14 protein-coding genes are annotated in these 16,046 nt (G+C 74.3%); 5 read left to right on the top strand and 9 right to left on the bottom strand.

Annotated features, from left to right (window positions below):
- The first annotated feature begins 60 nt into the window (after positions 1 to 60).
- From ACWIX6_RS12440 to ACWIX6_RS12450, 3 genes are all read left to right on the top strand, one after another.
- A complete protein-coding gene (locus ACWIX6_RS12440) occupies positions 61 to 1,041 on the top strand; it encodes an ATP-binding cassette domain-containing protein (RefSeq protein ID WP_448612742.1) in 981 nt (326 codons plus the stop codon).
- Positions 1,038 to 1,883, top strand: a complete 846-nt coding sequence (locus ACWIX6_RS12445; protein ID WP_448612743.1) for an ABC transporter permease — start codon at positions 1,038 to 1,040, stop codon at positions 1,881 to 1,883. The genes ACWIX6_RS12440 and ACWIX6_RS12445 overlap by 4 nt, the downstream gene beginning before the upstream one ends.
- Positions 1,884 to 1,948: 65 nt before the next feature.
- On the top strand, positions 1,949 to 2,125 hold the full coding sequence (locus tag ACWIX6_RS12450) for a hypothetical protein (RefSeq protein ID WP_448612744.1): 177 nt from the start codon (positions 1,949 to 1,951) through the stop codon (positions 2,123 to 2,125).
- Positions 2,126 to 2,132: 7 nt separating this feature from the next.
- Here the strand turns inward: ACWIX6_RS12450 and ACWIX6_RS12455 are convergent, their stop codons facing one another.
- The 3 genes from ACWIX6_RS12455 to ACWIX6_RS12465 all read right to left on the bottom strand — a co-directional run bounded on the left by ACWIX6_RS12455 (position 2,133) and on the right by ACWIX6_RS12465 (position 4,988).
- Entirely contained in the window at positions 2,133 to 3,794 is a 1,662-nt protein-coding gene (locus ACWIX6_RS12455) for a long-chain-fatty-acid--CoA ligase (protein WP_448612745.1), read from the bottom strand.
- A 172-nt stretch (positions 3,795 to 3,966) separates the two neighbouring features.
- Positions 3,967 to 4,155, bottom strand: a complete 189-nt coding sequence (locus ACWIX6_RS12460) for a hypothetical protein (protein WP_448612746.1) — start codon at positions 4,153 to 4,155, stop codon at positions 3,967 to 3,969.
- Positions 4,156 to 4,265: 110 nt separating this feature from the next.
- Positions 4,266 to 4,988, bottom strand: a complete 723-nt coding sequence (locus tag ACWIX6_RS12465; RefSeq protein WP_448612747.1) for a hypothetical protein — start codon at positions 4,986 to 4,988, stop codon at positions 4,266 to 4,268.
- Between the two features lie 222 nt (positions 4,989 to 5,210).
- On the opposite strand from ACWIX6_RS12465, the gene ACWIX6_RS12470 reads away from it, so the two are divergent.
- Positions 5,211 to 5,642, top strand: a complete 432-nt coding sequence (locus tag ACWIX6_RS12470) for a hypothetical protein (RefSeq protein WP_448612748.1) — start codon at positions 5,211 to 5,213, stop codon at positions 5,640 to 5,642.
- A gap of 2 nt (positions 5,643 to 5,644) precedes the next feature.
- Here ACWIX6_RS12470 and ppsA read toward each other — a convergent pair whose 3' ends face one another.
- The 4 genes from ppsA to ACWIX6_RS12490 all read right to left on the bottom strand — a co-directional run bounded on the left by ppsA (position 5,645) and on the right by ACWIX6_RS12490 (position 10,870).
- A complete protein-coding gene (gene ppsA, locus ACWIX6_RS12475) occupies positions 5,645 to 8,056 on the bottom strand; it encodes a phosphoenolpyruvate synthase (protein WP_448612749.1) in 2,412 nt (803 codons plus the stop codon).
- The gene (locus tag ACWIX6_RS12480; protein ID WP_448612750.1) at positions 8,053 to 8,952 is read right to left on the bottom strand and encodes a pyruvate, water dikinase regulatory protein; all 900 of its coding nucleotides are present in this window, start codon (positions 8,950 to 8,952) and stop codon (positions 8,053 to 8,055) included. Before ACWIX6_RS12480 ends, ppsA begins: the two co-directional genes overlap by 4 nt.
- Positions 8,953 to 9,132: 180 nt before the next feature.
- Positions 9,133 to 10,308 carry an FAD binding domain-containing protein gene (locus ACWIX6_RS12485; protein WP_448612751.1) on the bottom strand — a complete coding sequence of 392 codons (1,176 nt, stop codon included), beginning with the start codon at positions 10,306 to 10,308 and terminating at the stop codon, positions 9,133 to 9,135.
- A 43-nt stretch (positions 10,309 to 10,351) separates the two neighbouring features.
- Positions 10,352 to 10,870, bottom strand: a complete 519-nt coding sequence (locus tag ACWIX6_RS12490) for a pyridoxamine 5'-phosphate oxidase family protein (RefSeq protein WP_448612752.1) — start codon at positions 10,868 to 10,870, stop codon at positions 10,352 to 10,354.
- A 164-nt stretch (positions 10,871 to 11,034) separates the two neighbouring features.
- Between ACWIX6_RS12490 and ACWIX6_RS12495 the strand changes: the two genes are divergently transcribed.
- Positions 11,035 to 12,606 carry a thiamine pyrophosphate-binding protein gene (locus tag ACWIX6_RS12495; RefSeq protein WP_448612753.1) on the top strand — a complete coding sequence of 524 codons (1,572 nt, stop codon included), beginning with the start codon at positions 11,035 to 11,037 and terminating at the stop codon, positions 12,604 to 12,606.
- 38 nt (positions 12,607 to 12,644) lie between these two features.
- On the opposite strand, the gene ACWIX6_RS12500 is transcribed toward ACWIX6_RS12495, so the two are convergent.
- Positions 12,645 to 14,423 (bottom strand): AMP-binding protein, encoded by a 1,779-nt coding sequence (locus ACWIX6_RS12500; RefSeq protein WP_448612754.1) that lies wholly within the window; start codon positions 14,421 to 14,423, stop codon positions 12,645 to 12,647.
- Positions 14,424 to 14,547: 124 nt separating this feature from the next.
- The gene (locus ACWIX6_RS12505) at positions 14,548 to 15,990 is read right to left on the bottom strand and encodes an FAD-binding oxidoreductase (protein WP_448612755.1); all 1,443 of its coding nucleotides are present in this window, start codon (positions 15,988 to 15,990) and stop codon (positions 14,548 to 14,550) included.
- Between the last annotated feature and the right edge of the window lie 56 nt (positions 15,991 to 16,046).

The following is a 16,046-nucleotide window of genomic DNA, read 5'->3' on the forward strand; positions in this document are numbered from 1 at the left end:
CCCTGGCTCCATGACCACGCCAGCGGAGACCGCGCCGACACCGGGCGCCGGGAGGACGGCATGAGCGTCGACCCGGCGGTCGAGGCCATCGACCTCAGCAAGCACTTCGGGGACAACCGCGCCGTGGACGGCGTCAGCTTCGTCGTCCCGGCCGGCACCGTCCTCGGCCTGCTCGGGCCCAACGGGGCCGGCAAGACCACCCTGGTGCGGATGCTGACCACGCTGAGCGTGCCCACGAGCGGGACCGGCCGGGTCGCCGGCTTCGACGTCCGGGAGCAGCCCAACGAGGTGCGCCGCAGCATGGGGCTCACCGGCCAGGCCGCGACGGTGGACGAGATCCTCACCGGCCGGGAGAACCTGAGGCTGATCGGCGGCCTGTACGGGCTGCCGAAGAGGTACGTCCGCGAGGCGACCGAGCGGCTCTTCGACCGGTTCGACCTCACCGCCGCCGCCGACCGGATGGCGAAGACCTACTCCGGCGGCATGCGCCGCCGACTGGACCTTGCGGTGAGCCTGCTGGCCGCGCCGCCGATCCTGTTCCTCGACGAGCCCACCACCGGGCTGGACCCGCAGAGCCGGTCGGGGCTGTGGGAGGTGCTCCGGGAGCTGGTGGGCGCCGGCACCACGCTGGTGCTGACGACGCAGTACCTGGAGGAGGCCGACCAGCTGGCCGACGAGATCGTGGTGGTGGACAAGGGCCGGGTCATCGCGGCCGGCACGCCGACGCAGCTCAAGGACCAGGCCGGGCAGGCCAGCGTGGTGGTGACCCTGACCCGGGCCGCCGACCTCGACCGGGCCGCGGCGCTGATGCGCTCCCAGTCCCCGGAGGTGCACGTGGAGCCGAACAGCCGACGGCTGACCGCCCAGGCCGGCGGGCTGGGCGACATGACCCGGATCGCCGCCGTCTTCGAGCGCAGCGGCATCGAGCTCGACGACCTCGGGCTGGCCCGGCCGAGCCTGGACGACGTCTTCCTGCACCTGACCGGGCACCGGGCCGACCCGGCGACGACCGACCTGACCACCGAGGGAGCCACGCCGTGACCACCGTCCAGTCCGGGCCCACGGCCCGGGCCGCCCGCCCACCGATCGCCCCGCCGTCGCTGCTGCGCGCGTCGGCGACGATCGTGTGGCGCAACCTGCTGCACATCCGGCGGATGCCCGAGATGCTGCTCGACGTCACCGTGCAGTCGGTGATGTTCGTGCTGCTGTTCGCCTACGTGTTCGGCGGGGCGATCGCGGTGGCCGGCTCGAACTACCGGGAGTTCCTGCTCCCCGGGATCATGGTGCAGACGATGGTCTTCTCCTCCGCCATCGTGGCGATGGGGCTGACCAGCGACCTGCAGAAGGGCATCGTCGACCGGTTCCGGTCCCTGCCCATCCCGCGCTCGTCGGTGCTGGTCGGGCGGAGCATCTCCAGCCTGATCCACTCCAGCATCGGCGTCGCGGTCATGGCGGTGACCGGCCTGCTGATCGGCTGGCGGATCCGCAACGGCGTCCTCGACGCCGTCCTGGCCTTCGCGCTGCTGCTGCTGTTCGGCTTCGCGGTGATCTGGCTGGGCATCTGGGTCGGCTCGCTGATGCGGACCGTGGAGGCGGTGCAGGGCTTCATGTTCACGGTGATGTTCCCGCTGACCTTCGTGGCCAACACGTTCGCGCCGCCGGAGAGCATGCCGCCGTGGCTGCGCGCCGTGGCCGAGTGGAACCCGGTGTCGGCGCTCACCCAGGCCTGCCGGGAGCTGTGGGGCAACGGCCTGCCGGCCGCGCCGGACGCCGCCTGGCCGCTGCAGCACCCGGTGCTGGTGTCGGTCGCCTGGTCGCTGCTGCTCACGGCCGTGTTCGCACCGCTCGCGGTGGCCGCGTTCGGCCGCCGCTCCCGGGACTGACCCCCGCCCGGTGCGGACCCCGGCTCCACGGGGTGCGCACCGGGCGGTCGTGCCAGGCTCCGGGCATGGCCTTCGACCTGCACCGTACCGACGGCGACGTCGTCCGCTACGACGACGGCGCCCGCTTCACCTTCACGGCCACGGGCCACCTCGTCGTGTACGACGCCCGGGGCAACAAGACCGTCTACGGCCACTCCAGCTGGGACCGGATCGAGGAGCCGGTGCCCCCACCCGGCGACTGACGGCCGGTCAGTCCCCGGAGCGGCCGCGCAGCTCGCGGCGCAGCAGCTTGCCGGTGACCGTCTTGGGGACCTCGTCGAGGAACTCGACCTGCCGCGGGTACTTGTAGGCGGCCATCCGGTCCCGGCAGAACGCGACGAGCTCCGCGGCGGTGACCGACTCGCCCGGCCGCAGGCTGACGAAGGCCTTGACGGTCTCGCCGCGGTACCCGTCGGGGACGCCGACGACCGCGGCCTCGCGGACGGCGGGGTGCTCGTACAGCACGTCCTCGACCTCGCGCGGCCACACCTTGTAGCCCCCGGCGTTGATCTGGTCCTTCTTGCGGTCCACGACGTAGAACCAGCCCTGCTCGTCCATGTAGCCGACGTCGCCGGTGTGCAGCCTCCCGCCGGGCAGCGCCCGGGCGGTCTCCTCCGGCTTCCCCCAGTACCCGGGGACGACCTGCGGGCCGGCGGTGACGATCTCGCCGACCTCGCCGGGCGGCAGGTCCGCGCCGTCGTCCCCGACGATCCGGACGACCGTGCCGTACACCGGCACCCCGACCGAGAGCGCTCCCGAGGCCTCGTCGACCGGTGCCTGCGCGCCGGACGGCACGGCGTGCGACGGCGACGTGGTCTCGGTCAGCCCGTAGACGTTGTGCACGTACTGGCCGAAGGCATCGGAGAACGCCCGGACGGTCGACGGCGGGATGGGCGCGCCGCCGGACCAGATCTTGGTCAGCGACGCCAGCGCGTCCCGGTCGGCGCCCGGGGAGTCCATCAGCGCGAGGAAGACCGGGATGGCGCCGACGGTGAACGTCGGCCGCTGCTCCCGGATCGTGTCGACCGCCAGCGACGGCTCGAACCGGTGGAAGAGGACCAGCGGCGCCCCGAGCAGCAGCGCGGTCGCGACGTGCGCGACGAGCCCGGTGATGTGGAACAGCGGGGCGACACCGAGGACGACATCGTCCCCGTCGAGGTGGCACCAGTGCCGGTAGGTCTGGGCGTTGACGACGACGTTGCGGTGGGTGTTCATCGCGCCCTTGGGCGGGCCGGTCGTGCCGGAGGTGTAGGTGAGGACGGCGACGTCGTCGGCGGTGAGGGACACCGGGGGCACGGTCCGCCCGCGGAACCGGTCGAGCAGCTCGACCAGGTCGGCCGTTCCGGGGCACGGGATGCGTTGCGCGCCGGCGAGGACCCGGGGGTCGTCCCTGGTCTGGAAGTCGAGTTCCGACGTGGTCACCACGGTCCGGACGTCCGTGCCGGGCAGCACCGCGGCCGCCACGTCGCGGTGCAGGCCCTGCAGGCAGACCAGCACGGTCGCGCCGGAGTCGGTGAGCAGCAGCTCCAGCTCCCGGTGCCGGTTCATCGGGTTCACCGGGACGGCGATGCCACCGGCCTTCCAGGTGCCCAGCAGCGCGGTGACGAACTGCGGGTCGTTCTGCAGGTAGAGGGCGAGCCGCTCACCTGCTTCGAAGCCGGAGTCGAGCAGGCCGGCGGCGAGCGCGTCGGAGAGCTCGTCGAGCTCGCGGTACGAGATCCGGCCGTCGAAGTAGCGGAGGGCGTCGCCGTCCGGGGTGCTCCGGACCGCGGCCCGGAACATCTCCAGCGCGGTGTCGTGCTCCACCTCGAGCTCCGTCGGCTGGCCGGGCTCGTACAGCGCCAGCCACGGTCGGTCGTCGTAGGTGCTCATCAGCGGCCTCCTCCGGCTCCGGCCGCACCGGCGTCGCGGGCCGCCGGGGTCATGCTGGCGCACGGTGCCAGGGGTCGGGCAGGGGTGCGCGGCCGGGTCCGTCGTGGAGCGGGACCAGCCGGCCGGACGTCGCCGGGTCGAGGACCCCACGCGACGGCTCCGGAGGGTCGGGTCAGGAGCCGCCGACGCCGCCCCCACCGCCGCCGATGACGGCGCCCGGCACGTTCCCGAACGGGGTGCCCGTGCGCTTCCCGCACGACCGGCAGACCTTGTCGTCCGGACCCGAGGGCCGCTCGCCGTCGGGGTGTCGCTGGACGTAGGAGTGCAACCCGAACCGGCACCGCAGTGGCTTCCGAGTCATGGGCCGACGCTAGGAGTCGCCGGTCCCGCCGGAAAGGGGCGTACGGCCCGGCTGCCAGGCCGCGCCGCTGGGACGGGGTCCGCCCCGACCGACGCCCCTGGTCAGCAGACTCAGTCCAGGCAGTAGGTGGTCACCCGCGCCGACCCCAGGTCCTGCCGGTCGTAGACGCCCACGAACTCCTGCGCCCGCGCGGCGCTGTCGAAGTACACGGCCAGCCGGTGGTCGGCGGGGTCGAACCCCAGCTGCTCGGCGGCCCCCTGGTCACACCCGACCTCCCCGATGCCGGAGCCGGTGTACCCGTGGCCGACCAGGTAGCCCTCCGCCTCCCCCAGCATGTGCCCGTCCCAGTCCGAGTCCGGCGAGCCCACGGCCAGGTAGACGGCCCACACCTGCCCGCCGTGCACCGGCGAGGCCTCCGCCGGCCACACGACCGCCCCCGCGCCCCCGTCGGTCGACGGGTCCTCGGCCGACGTCCCGGTACCCGGCGCACCCACGACCGGCCCCTCGGTCGCCGGCGGCGCGCCGGGCGGCGTCGTGGTGGGCGGCGCCGCGCTCGCCGGCGCCCTGGTGACCGGCGCCGTCCTCGTCCCGGCCGGGCTCGTGCCGGCGGACCCGCCGTCGTCCTCGTCCGGGTGCCCCGTCGGCGCCGGGGTCGTCGGGGCCGCGCTCGGGTCGGCCGCCGTCGTCCCGGCCGACGAGGGCCCGGCCGGCGACTCCACCGGCGCACCGGAGCCGGCGGTGACCTGGACGGGCGTCTCGGCGCTGCAGCCGGTCAGCAGCACGGTCGCCAGCACGGTGCCCAACAGCGGGGACACCAGCGCGGGTCGGTACATCCCGGACCTCCTCGGGTGGGTGAGGGCACCGAGGATCCGCAGACACGCCGGTCGGCCACCAGGGGTCCGCCGTCCGAGGAGCCGACGAAGTCCGCCGTCCGCCGTCGGCAGCATGTGCGTACGGCCCGACCTGTCGTCCCCCTGCGTGCCGGCCCCCTCCCGTTCGGTCACCGGCCCGGCACCGGCTTGCGCGGCGGGCCGCGGTCCCGGACGGTTGCCGTCGTGGACCCCTTCCGGCTGGGGATGCCGAGCATCCCGGGGCTCGGTGACGTGCTGACCCTGCTGCAGAAGCAGACCGAGGCGCTCACCCAGCTGCCCCGCACGCTGACCGACCTCAACGGGACCATCCGCGAGCTGACCGAGGCCACCCGGCTGGCCCGGGAGACCATCGAGTCCGCCCAGCGGATCACCGAGCGCCTGGAGCACGTGGTCGACGAGCTGCAGCAGCCGGTCCAGGCGCTCAAGCCCGGGCTCGAGCGGGTGGGCCGGGTGCTCGACGACCCGGCGGTGGACACCGTGCCCGAGACGCTGCGCCGGATTCACGACGACCTGATGCCGCTCATCGCCGGGCTGCGCCAGGCCCAGGCCCGGGTCGGGTCGGTCACCGGGATGCTGCGGGGCCGCCCCAGGCCCCCCCGGAGCGGCTCCGCCTGAGCTCAGCCGGCCGGCTGCGCCTGCTCCCGTCCCTTGGCCAGGTGCAGCCAGGTGTCGACGACGGTGTCCGGGTTCAGCGACATCGACTCGATGCCCTGGTCGACCAGCCACTGGGCGAGGTCGGGGTGGTCGCTGGGGCCCTGCCCGCAGATCCCGACGTACTTGCCGCGTTCCCGGCAGGCCCGGATGGCCATCTCCAGGACGGCGAGCACCGCGGGGTTGCGCTCGTCGAAGCTGCCGGCGACCAGGCTGGAGTCCCGGTCCAGGCCGAGCACGAGCTGGGTCATGTCGTTGGAGCCGATCGAGAAGCCGTCCACGTGCTCGAGGAACTCCCCGGCGAGCAGCGCGTTGGAGGGCAGCTCGCACATCATGACCACCTGCAGGTCGTTCTGCCCGCGGCGCAGCCCGTGCTCGCCCAGCAGCGCCACCACGCCCTCGATCTCGGCGACGGTCCGGACGAACGGGATCATGATCTTGACGTTGGTCAGGCCCATCTCGTCACGCACGTACCGCAGCGCCTCGCACTCCATCGCGAAGCACTCGGCGAAGTCGGCCGACAGGTACCGGGACGCGCCGCGGTAGCCCAGCATCGGGTTCTCCTCGTGCGGCTCGTAGGCCTCCCCGCCCAGCAGGTTGGCGTACTCGTTGGACTTGAAGTCGCTCATCCGCACGATCACCGGCTCGGGGGCGAAGGCCGCGGCGATCATCGACACGCCCTCGGCGACCCGCTGCACGAAGAAGTCCCGCGGCGAGGGGTAGGCGGCGATCTTCTCCTGCACCTCGGCTCGCAGGGAGTCGTCCAGCGAGTCCAGCTCCAGCAGGGCCCGCGGGTGGATGCCGATCTGCCGGTTGATGATGAACTCCAGCCGGGCCAGGCCGACGCCGGCGTGCGGCAGCCGGGAGAAGGCGAATGCCTGCTCCGGGGTGCCGACGTTCATCATGATCTTCGTGGGGATCTCCGGCATCGCGTCCCGCTGGGTCTCCTCCACCTCGAAGCCGACCAGGCCCTCGTAGACCAGCCCGGTGTCGCCCTCGGCGCAGGACACGGTGACGTCGGCCCCGTCGCGCAGCGCGCGGGTCGCCGTCCCGGTGCCGACGACGGCCGGGATGCCCAGCTCGCGGGCGATGATGGCCGCGTGGCAGGTCCGGCCGCCGCGGTTGGTCACGATCGCCGACGCGCGCTTCATGATCGGCTCCCAGTCGGGATCGGTCATGTCCGCGACCAGCACGTCGCCGGCACGGAACTCGGCCATCTGGTCGATGTCGGTGAGCACCTTGACCGCTCCGGCGCCGATCTTCTGCCCGATCGCCCGGCCCTCCACGACCGTGGTCCCGCTGCCGGTCAGCCGGTACCGCTCGGTGGTGGTGCCCGAGCGGGACTGCACCGTCTCGGGCCGGGCCTGCAGGACGTAGATCTTCCCGTCCACGCCGTCCTTGCCCCACTCGATGTCCATCGGGCGGCCGTAGTGCTGCTCGATCTGCAGGGCCTGGCGGGCGAGCTCGGTGACCTCGTCGTCGGTCAGGGACAGCCGGCGCCGGTCGGCGGGGTCCACGTCGACGAACTCCGTCGTCCGGCCGACGGCGGTGTCGGAGGTGTAGACCATCTTGGTGGCCTTCTCCCCCACCCCGCGCTTGAGGACCGCGGGGCGCCCGGCCCGCAGCGCGGGCTTGTAGACGTAGAACTCGTCGGGGTTGACCGCGCCCTGCACGACCCCCTCGCCCAGCCCGTAGGCCGAGGTCACGAAGACGGCGTCGTCGAACCCGGACTCGGTGTCCATGGTGAACATGACGCCGGAGGCGCCGACGTCCGAGCGCACCATCCGCTGCACACCGGCCGACAGCGACACCGCCTCGTGGTCGAACCCGTGGTGCACCCGGTAGGCGATGGCCCGGTCGTTGTAGAGCGAGGCGTAGACCTCCCGCACCGCCTGCAGCACGGCGTCGATCCCGCGCACGTTGAGGAAGGTCTCCTGCTGCCCGGCGAACGAGGCGTCGGGCAGGTCCTCGGCGGTGGCGCTGGAGCGCACCGCGAAGGAGACCTCGTCGTCATCCCCGGCCAGCCGCTCGTAGGCCGCGCGGATGTCGGCCTCGAGCTCCGGCGGGAACGGCTGCTCCACCACCGACCGGCGGATCTCCTGCCCGGCAGCGGCGAGCGCCCGGACGTCGTCGGTGTCCAGCGTCCGCAGCTGCTCGCCGATCCGCTGCGCCAGCCCGGTGTCGCCGAGGAAGCGCTGGTAGGCGGCCGCCGTGGTGGCGAAGCCGTCGGGCACGCTCACCCCGGCCTCCGCGAGGTGGGAGATCATCTCGCCGAGCGAGGCGTTCTTGCCGCCGACGACCTCGAGGTCGCCGAGGCCGAGGTCGGCGAACCAGCGCACGTTGTCGCCGTCGGTCCTGGATGGGGTGTCGGTGCTCATGGACGGGGGGTCCTTCCTCGCCGGGGGTCGCGGCCGGGGAGCTGACGGTCGCCGCGGCGGCGTCTGCGGGCCAGTGTCTGGATGACCACGGCCGCGATCTCCTCGACGGAGGCCGCCGAGGTGTCGACCGTGGGCAGGTCGTGGGTCCGGTACATCTCGGTGGCGCGGCGCAGCTCGAAGCGGCACTGCTCCTCCGAGGCGTACCGGGAGTTCGGGCGCCGCTCCTGCCGGACGCGGCTGAGCCGGGACACCGTCGTCGTCAGCCCGAAGCAGCGGTCCCGGAGCTCCGCCACGGGCTCGGGCAGGTCGGTGGTCTCCAGGTCCTCGTCGACCAGCGGGTAGTTCGCCACGAACAGCCCGTGCTGCAGGGCCAGGTACATGGCGGTGGGGGTCTTGCCACACCGGGAGGGCGCCAGCAGCACCACGTCGGACCGGTCCAGCCCGCGGGGGCTCAGGCCGTCGTCGTGCTCGATGGCGAACTCGATCGCCGCCATCCGGTCGTTGTACCGCCGGACGTCACCGACCCCGTGCAGCCGGCGGGCCTCGTGCAGCCCGCGCGCCCCCAGGTGCTCCTCGACCCGGCTCATGTGGATGCCGAAGAAGTCGATGATCGGGGCCTTGGTCTTCAGTAGCTCCTCGCGTACCTCGTCCACCGCCGCGGTGGAGAACACGAGGGGGGTCACCGGGCCGTCCATCGCCTCGTCGAGCTGCGCCACGACCTCGCGGGCCATCTCGACGGTGGAGATGAACGGGATCAGCGTCCGCTCGAAGTACAGGTCGGGGAACTGGATGAGCAGGGCATTGCCCATCGTCTCGGCGCTGATCCCGGTGCTGTCGGACAGGAAGAAGACTGGGATGACGGACCTCTCGCCGGGGTCCGGGTGCGGCAGGCTCAACGGGGCGCCCGGCCGGGCGGGGACGCGGCCCCGCTATCGGGGTCGGGGGTCGGGTCGACGGTCATCTCAGCACCTCGGACGTCACGCGCCGTTGCATGGACGGGCAGCCGGCTGGCTCGGTGGTGAGTATCACCTGCCGGCCGCCGGCCCACGCCCCCGGCTGCCCCTGCCTCACCCGGCTCAGCGACCGGGGCCGTACAGACCGAAGACCAGGCGGGGGTCACCGGGCCGGAAGCTGCCGGTGAACTGGGAGCTGTCGCCGATCTCCCGGGTACGGGCCAGCAGCGCGGAGCCCAGGGCCAGCTGCCGCTCCTCCCACGTCGCGAGTGCCGCCGGCACGTCGCCGCCGGCCCGCACCAGCTCCTCGGCCAGCACCCAGCCGTCCTCGGCGGCCTTGGCCGTGCCGGCCGCGGCGTGCGGGCGGACGGCGAAGGCGGCGTCCCCGATCAGGCAGGCGCGGCCGCCGACCATCCGCGGGACCTCGACGTCCATCACCGCCTGCACGAACGGCTCCGGTACGGACGTGACCACCTCGGCGAGGGGCGGGGCCAGGGAGGCGGCGGCGACGTCCCGCAGCTCCTCGACGAGGTCGTCCCGGACCGCCCCCGGCGGCAGGGAGACCGTCCGCTGCTGTCCTGTCCGGTCGGTGAGGAAGGCCGGCAGCTCGTCGGCGGGGACGTTGCGGTACCAGACCAGGTTGATCAGCCGGTGTCCCGGCTGCACCTCCCCGGACAGCCCCGGGATCGGGTAGACGAGCAGGTGGCTGTTGGGCAGCAGCTGGTAGGTCAGCGCGTCCTGGAGCACCGCGTGCGTGTCCGGGGTCAGCTCCGCCTCCGGGACGACACCCCGCCAGCCGACGTAGCCGGCGTAGCGGGGGGCCACGTCGGGCAGCAACGCCCGGCGGGACGGCGAGTTGATGCCGTCCGCGCAGACCAGCAGGTCGGCGCGGACCTCGGACCCGTCGGCGAAGCGGACCGACACCCCGTCGGGGTCGCTGGCGAACGAGGTCATCTCCCGGCCCAGCAGGTAGCGGTCCGGGTCGAGGCCGGCGAGCAGGGTCCGGTACATGGTGTGCCAGGCCGAGAAGCGGTACCGGTGCCGCTGCTCGTGACGCACCGTCCCGTCGGCCTCCAGGAAGCGGATCCAGTCGGTGCTCGAGCTGATCCGCTCCGGAGGGACGCCCCGGCGCTCGACCGGGTGGCGCAGCGTCTGCTCGAGCACCACGATGCCGGCGCCGCGGGCCTCCAACGTGGACGAGGAGCGCTCGTACACCGTCACGTCGCAGCCGACGTCCCGCAGCACCAGCGCGGCGGTGAGCCCGCCGAGCGAGCCACCCACCACGGCCACCGACGGCATCGCCGCCACGGACTGCCGTACCCGCCCCGCCCGGCGTCCCCGGTCAGGGGCGGCCGAAGGTGGCGACGGAGTCGACCTCGAGCTCGAACAGCACGCGGCGCTCCTCGAAGGACGGGTCGCGCAGCGCGTAGGTGTCCCCGCCGGTGTACTTCTTGAAGATCCGGTTGAGCTGCGCGGTGACCCGCGGCCCCTCCTGCGGGTCGTCCTCGGAGACCTCCCGGACGACCGTGGCCTTGATGCTGAGCCAGTGGTAGGCGTTCTGCGGGTTCATCAGCAGGAAGGTGGCCTGCGGGTGCCTGCGCAGCCAGTCGACCTTCTTGCGGTGGGTGGCCAGGTTGAGCAGCACGGTGTTGCCCTCGTAGTCGAACCAGACCGGGGTCAGGTTGGCCCGGCCGGTGTCCCCGATGACGGCGACGACGGCCGTGACCGGCTCGTCGAGGAGCTGCTTGTAGACCGGGTCGAGGTCGTCCAGGGTCTGCACCGCGTCGTGGTCCCCGACGGTGAACTGACCGGGCTGGGTCCCGTCGGCGACGTCCTTGAACTTGGCCACCTTGATGGTCATGCGCGCTCCCTGCTCACGGCTCCCGCCGGCGCCGCTGCCGGCGGATCCGGCGGACTGTAGCCAGCCGCCCGCACGCCGTCCAGGACGGGACGTGACGGAGGTCACCGCTACGGTGACGCACGGCCCGGAGGAGCGCCGTGCCCCGCCACAGGAGGAGACCGGGCGTGACTGCACGAGAGCTGGCCCGCTCGCTCGCCGAGGGCCTCTGCGCCGCAGGCGTGCAGAAGTTCTTCGGAGTGCCGGGGGGCGGCCCCAACCTGGACATGATCGGCGCGGCCGCCGACCTGGGCATCGACTTCGTCCTGGTGCACGGCGAGACCGCCGCCTGCATCGCGGCCGCCGGCTACGGCCGGCTGACCGGGACGCCGGGCGTCGCGGTGGTGACCCGCGGTCCGGGGCTCACCAGCGCGGCCAACGGCCTGGCCTCGGCGACGCTGGACCGCGCCCCGCTGGTCCTGGTCAGCGACACCGTCTCCCGCGCCTCCGCACCGCGGACCGCCCACCAGCGCCTGGACCAGGTCGCCGTCGCGGAGCCGCTGACCAAGTGGAGCGGCACGCTCGGGACCCGGGACCCGGCCGGGGTCGCCGCGGCGGCCGCCCGGCTGGCGCTCACCGCACCGGCCGGCGCCGTCCACCTGGCCTTCGACCCGACCACGCCCGGCGACCCCGCCCCCGAGGTGCCGGCGCGTCCGGCCCCGACCGACCCCGCCGCCCTGGCCCGGGCCCGCGAGCTGGTGGCCGGCGCGCGCCGTCCGGTCGTCGTCCTCGGCGTCGACGCGGTGCCGCAGGCCGGTGCGGTCCGGGCGGCGCTGCGGTCCTCCGACGTCCCGGTGCTCACCACCTACCAGGCCAAGGGCACGGTGCCGGAGTCCTGGTCCGGCTACGCCGGCCTGTTCACCGGCGCGGCGATCGAGCGGGCACTGCTGGAGCGGGCCGACCTGGTCCTCGGCGTCGGGCTGGACCCGGTGGAGCCGCTCCCGGGGACCTGGTCGTACGCCGCCCCGGTCGTCCTCCTGCACTCCCATCCCGTCGGGACCGCGTACTTCGGCGAGCCGGTGCTGGTGACCGGCGACCCGGGCCGGCTGCTGGCGGACCTGCTGCCCTCCGGCCGTCCGGAGTGGGCGCCCGGGACCGGCGCCGGGACCCGGCGTCGCGACCTGGAGCGACTGGAGTGGACCTCGGACCGGCTGACGCCGCACGACGTGGTGCGCACCGCGCGGGACGTGCTCGGGGACGTGCCGCTGACCGTCGACGCCGGGGCGCACATGCTGGTGGCGATGCCGCTGTGGCAGACCGAGGAGGCCGGCTCGGTGCTGATCTCCAACGGCCTGGCCACCATGGGGTTCTCGCTTCCGGCCGCGATTGGCGCATCTTTCGCCCGGCCCGGGCGGCGGATCGCGTGCTTCGTCGGCGACGGCGGACTCGGGATGGTCCTCGCGGAGCTGGAGACCCTCGCCCGGTTCCGGCTGGACGTCACCGTCGTGGTCTTCGACGACGCCACCCTGACGCTGATCAAGCTCAAGCAGGGCGAGGGCCAGGGCGGCGCGGGCGCCGTCGGCTACCGGCCCGTCGACTTCGCCGCGGTGGCCACCGGCATGGGCGTGCCCGGCACGGTCGTGACCGACGCCGCCGGGTTGGCGGCCGCGCTGTCCCGGCCCGGTGCCGGGCCGTGCCTGGTGGACGCCCGGATCGACCCGGCCGCGTACCCGCACGTGATCGCGACGATCCGCGGCTGACCGGCCCGGTCGCCCGGGCGGGACCGGGCCGGCACGCCTCAGGCCCGCACGACGACCCGTGCCGGGGCGGGGTCGGCACCGAGCAGGGCGACCTCCGCGGCCCGCCGCTCCCGGACCGCGCGCTGGTTCACGTAGCCCTTGTCGGTGATCTCCCCGGCGTCCAGGGCGGGCGGCTCGCGCAGCACGAGCAGCCGCTCGACCCGCTGGGACGACCCACCCCCAGCCGCCGCGAGGCGGTCCAGGGCGGCGACGAGCTCGGTGCGCAGACCGCCGTCCGGGACGCCGTCGTCGTCGCAGCGCGCCGCGGCGTCCGGGTGCAGCCAGACCAGCGCGGTGACCTCGGGGCCGTTCTCCCCGCAGATGACGGCGTCGGTGAGCAGGCCCCGGGCGGCGGACAGCAGCTCCGGCCGGAGCGTCCCGACGCTGACGAAGGTGCCGGTCGACAGCTTGAAGTCCTCGGCGATCCGGCCGCGGAACAGCAGCCCGGCTGCGACGTCGTCGGGGTCGGCGAGGGCGACGGCGTCGCCGGTGCGGAAGAACCCCTCGTCGTCGAAGGCCGCCGCGTCGAGGTCCGGCCGGCCAAGGTAGCCGGGGGTGACGTTGGCGCCCTTGACCCGGACCTCCGTCTTGTCCCCGTGCGGGACCAGGGCCAGTTCCACCCCGGGCAGCGGCACACCGAGGACGTCGCTGCGGGTGATCGGGTAGTGGGCCGACGTCGCGGCCGGCGCGGTCTCGGTCAGGCCCCAGGCGGTGGTCATCTGCATGGCGCCGCCGTGCGCGGCCGACAGCGCCTGCAGCCGGTCCCACAGCTGCTGGGGCAGCGCGGCGGCGGCGAAGAAGCCGAGCCGGAGCCGGGACAGGAAGGCGCGCGCCGCCGCCGGGTCGCGTTCCAGGTGCGGCAGCAGCGCGGCGTACCCGGCCGGCACGTTGAGGTAGACCGTCGGGCGGGCGTCCGCCAGGTTCCGCACCGTCCGCTCGACCAGGCCCGGCACCGGCCGGCCGTCGTCGATCCACAGCGTGCCGCCGTTGGTGAGCACCAGGTTGGTGTCGTGGTTGCCGCCGAAGGTGTGGCTCCACGGGAGCCAGTCGAGCAGCACCGGGGGCTCCTCGACGAGGAACGGCCAGGCCTGGCGCACCTGCTGCTGGTTGGCCGACAGCATGCCGTGGGTGTTGAGCACGCCCTTCGGCGCGCCGGTCGACCCCGAGGTGAACAGGACCTTGGCGACGTCCTCCCGGCGCAGCGCCGCGCTGCGCCGGTCGACCTCCCCGGTCGGCGGGACCGCCAGGTCGCCGGGGTGCAGCGCGCCGGTCAGCGCGGGGTCCGGGCTGAGCACCGTCCGGCCTGCGGCGACGGCCGCGACCGCCGGGGCGAAGGAGGCGTCCTCGGCGACCACGAGCCCCGGCTGGACCAGGTCGGCCATCGCCTTCAGCTTGCCGTGGTCGGTGCTCTGCAGGGAGTAGGCCACGCTGGTCGGCACCAGCGGCGCCCCGGCGGTCAGGGCGGCCAGCGCGACCACCAGGTGCAGCCGGCTGTTGCCGGACAGCACCATCACCGGCCGGTCGGCCAGGCCGCGGTCGAGCAGGCCCTGCGCGAGCGCGTCGGCCTGCGCGCGCGCCTCGCCCCAGGTCAGCCGTGCCCACTGGTCCCCCACCCGCTCGGCGACGAGCAGCCGGTCGGGATGGGCCTCGCTGCCGGCGCGGAAGGAGTGGACGACGCTGACCGGATGTGGCGCCAGCGCCTCCGCCGACCGCAGCAGCAGCCGGCCGTCGGGCCGCTGCTCGGCCTCGATGCGAGGGGAGGCGAAGGTGGCGGTCATCGGTCGGTGACCTCCAGGACGGGCGGGGGCTGTCCGGGCTGCCGCACCGGTCGGCCCGGATGCTCTGCGCATCCCCGCGGTTCGTCAAGGCAGCCGGTCCGCACGCCGGCAGGCTGCTCCGCGGTCACCCCGGGGTGGCTGCGAAGACCTTGCCCGGGTTGAGGATGCCGTGCGGGTCGAGTGCCGCCTTGACCGCGCGGTGCAGGGCCAGCACGGCCGGCGAGACCTCGGCGGCCAGGCCGTCGCGCTTGAGCAACCCCACCCCGTGCTCCCCGGTCACCGTGCCGCCGAGCTCGAGGGCGGCGGTGATGATCTCGGCGAACGCGAGCTGGGCGCGGTCGCGGGCGGCGTCGTCGCCGGGCGGGGTGAGCAGCAGCGGGTGCAGGTTGCCGTCCCCGGCGTGGGCGATGTTGGCGATGACGACGTCGTGGGCCGCGCCGATCCGCTCGATCCGGGCGAGCATCGCCGGGACGGCGGCCTTGGGCACGCACACGTCCTCGGTGAGCACCGGACCCAGCCGCTCCAGCGCCGGGTAGGCCAGCCGGCGGGCGGCGAAGAGCGCGTCGGCCTCCTCGGCGTCGGTGCTCACCGCGGCCCAGCTCGCACCGGCGCCCTGGAAGGCGGCCAGCATCTGCTCGGCCTCGACGTCCCCGGCGGCTCCCGGGGTGTCCACCCGGCCCAGCAGCACGACCTCGGCGTCGGCGGACAGGCCCATGTTCTTCCAGGCGTCCACGGCCGCCAGGCAGTGCCGGTCCACCAGCTCCAGGGCCGACGGGGTCAGCCCGGCGGCGGCGACCGCGGTGACGGCCTCCCCGGCGGCGACCACCGAGTCGAAGTGGCCGGCGACCGTGCGCTCCGGGTCCCGCAGCGGGCGCAGCCGGACGGTGACCTCGGTCACGATCCCCAGCGTGCCCTCGCTGCCCACCATCAGGCCGGTGAGGTCGTAGCCGGCGACGCCCTTGGCCGTGCGGCGGCCCAGCCGGACCAGCTCGCCGGTGCCGGTGACCACCTGCAGACCCATCACGTAGTCGCGGGTGACGCCGTACTTCACGCAGCACACCCCACCGGCGTTGGTCGCCACGTTCCCGCCGATGGTCGACCAGGGCGAGCTGGCCGGGTCCGGCGGGTACCAGAGCCCGTGCGCGGCGACGGAGGCGCGCAGGTCGTCGTTGACCACCCCGGGCTGCACGACGGCGAACCGCTCCAGCTCGTCGACCTCCAGCACGGCGTCCATCGCCTCCAGCGACAGGACGACGCAGCCGGCCGTGGCGTTGGCCCCACCGGACAGCCCGGTCCCGGCGCCGCGCGGGACGACGGGGACGCGGTGCTCGATGCACGCCCGGACGACGGCCTGGACCTCCTCCGCGGTGCGCGGCCGGACCGCGGCGGCGGGGAGCGCGGAGTCGGCCCACTCGGCCTCGTCGTGGGTGTAGGAGGCCAGCACGTCGGGGTCGGTCACCACCCGGCCGGCCGGCAGCACCGCCGTCAGGGCCGGGACCAGCTCGGCAGCCCCGGTCGTCGCCGTCGAGTGCCGGACCGCTTCGGCCGCGGCGGAGGTCGTCGTCACCGGGACGACGCTAGGTGCCGGCCGGGTCCTGCTCAACGGGACGGCTGCCGCTACTT

Source organism: Modestobacter sp. URMC 112, assembly GCF_053502575.1.

Bases quoted from the DNA above. Each gene is read 5' to 3' on its own strand.
- ACWIX6_RS12455 (WP_448612745.1), bottom strand. From the start codon at position 3,794: ATGAGCACCTACGACGACCGACCGTGGCTGGCGCTGTACGAGCCCGGC.
- ACWIX6_RS12485 (WP_448612751.1), bottom strand. From the start codon at position 10,308: ATGCCGTCGGTGGCCGTGGTGGGTGGCTCGCTCGGCGGGCTCACCGCC.
- ACWIX6_RS12440 (WP_448612742.1), top strand. From the start codon at position 61: ATGAGCGTCGACCCGGCGGTCGAGGCCATCGACCTCAGCAAGCACTTC.
- ACWIX6_RS12500 (WP_448612754.1), bottom strand. From the start codon at position 14,423: ATGACCGCCACCTTCGCCTCCCCTCGCATCGAGGCCGAGCAGCGGCCC.
- ACWIX6_RS12460 (WP_448612746.1), bottom strand. From the start codon at position 4,155: ATGACTCGGAAGCCACTGCGGTGCCGGTTCGGGTTGCACTCCTACGTC.
- ppsA (WP_448612749.1), bottom strand. From the start codon at position 8,056: ATGAGCACCGACACCCCATCCAGGACCGACGGCGACAACGTGCGCTGG.
- ACWIX6_RS12490 (WP_448612752.1), bottom strand. From the start codon at position 10,870: ATGACCATCAAGGTGGCCAAGTTCAAGGACGTCGCCGACGGGACCCAG.
- ACWIX6_RS12450 (WP_448612744.1), top strand. From the start codon at position 1,949: ATGGCCTTCGACCTGCACCGTACCGACGGCGACGTCGTCCGCTACGAC.
- ACWIX6_RS12465 (WP_448612747.1), bottom strand. From the start codon at position 4,988: ATGTACCGACCCGCGCTGGTGTCCCCGCTGTTGGGCACCGTGCTGGCG.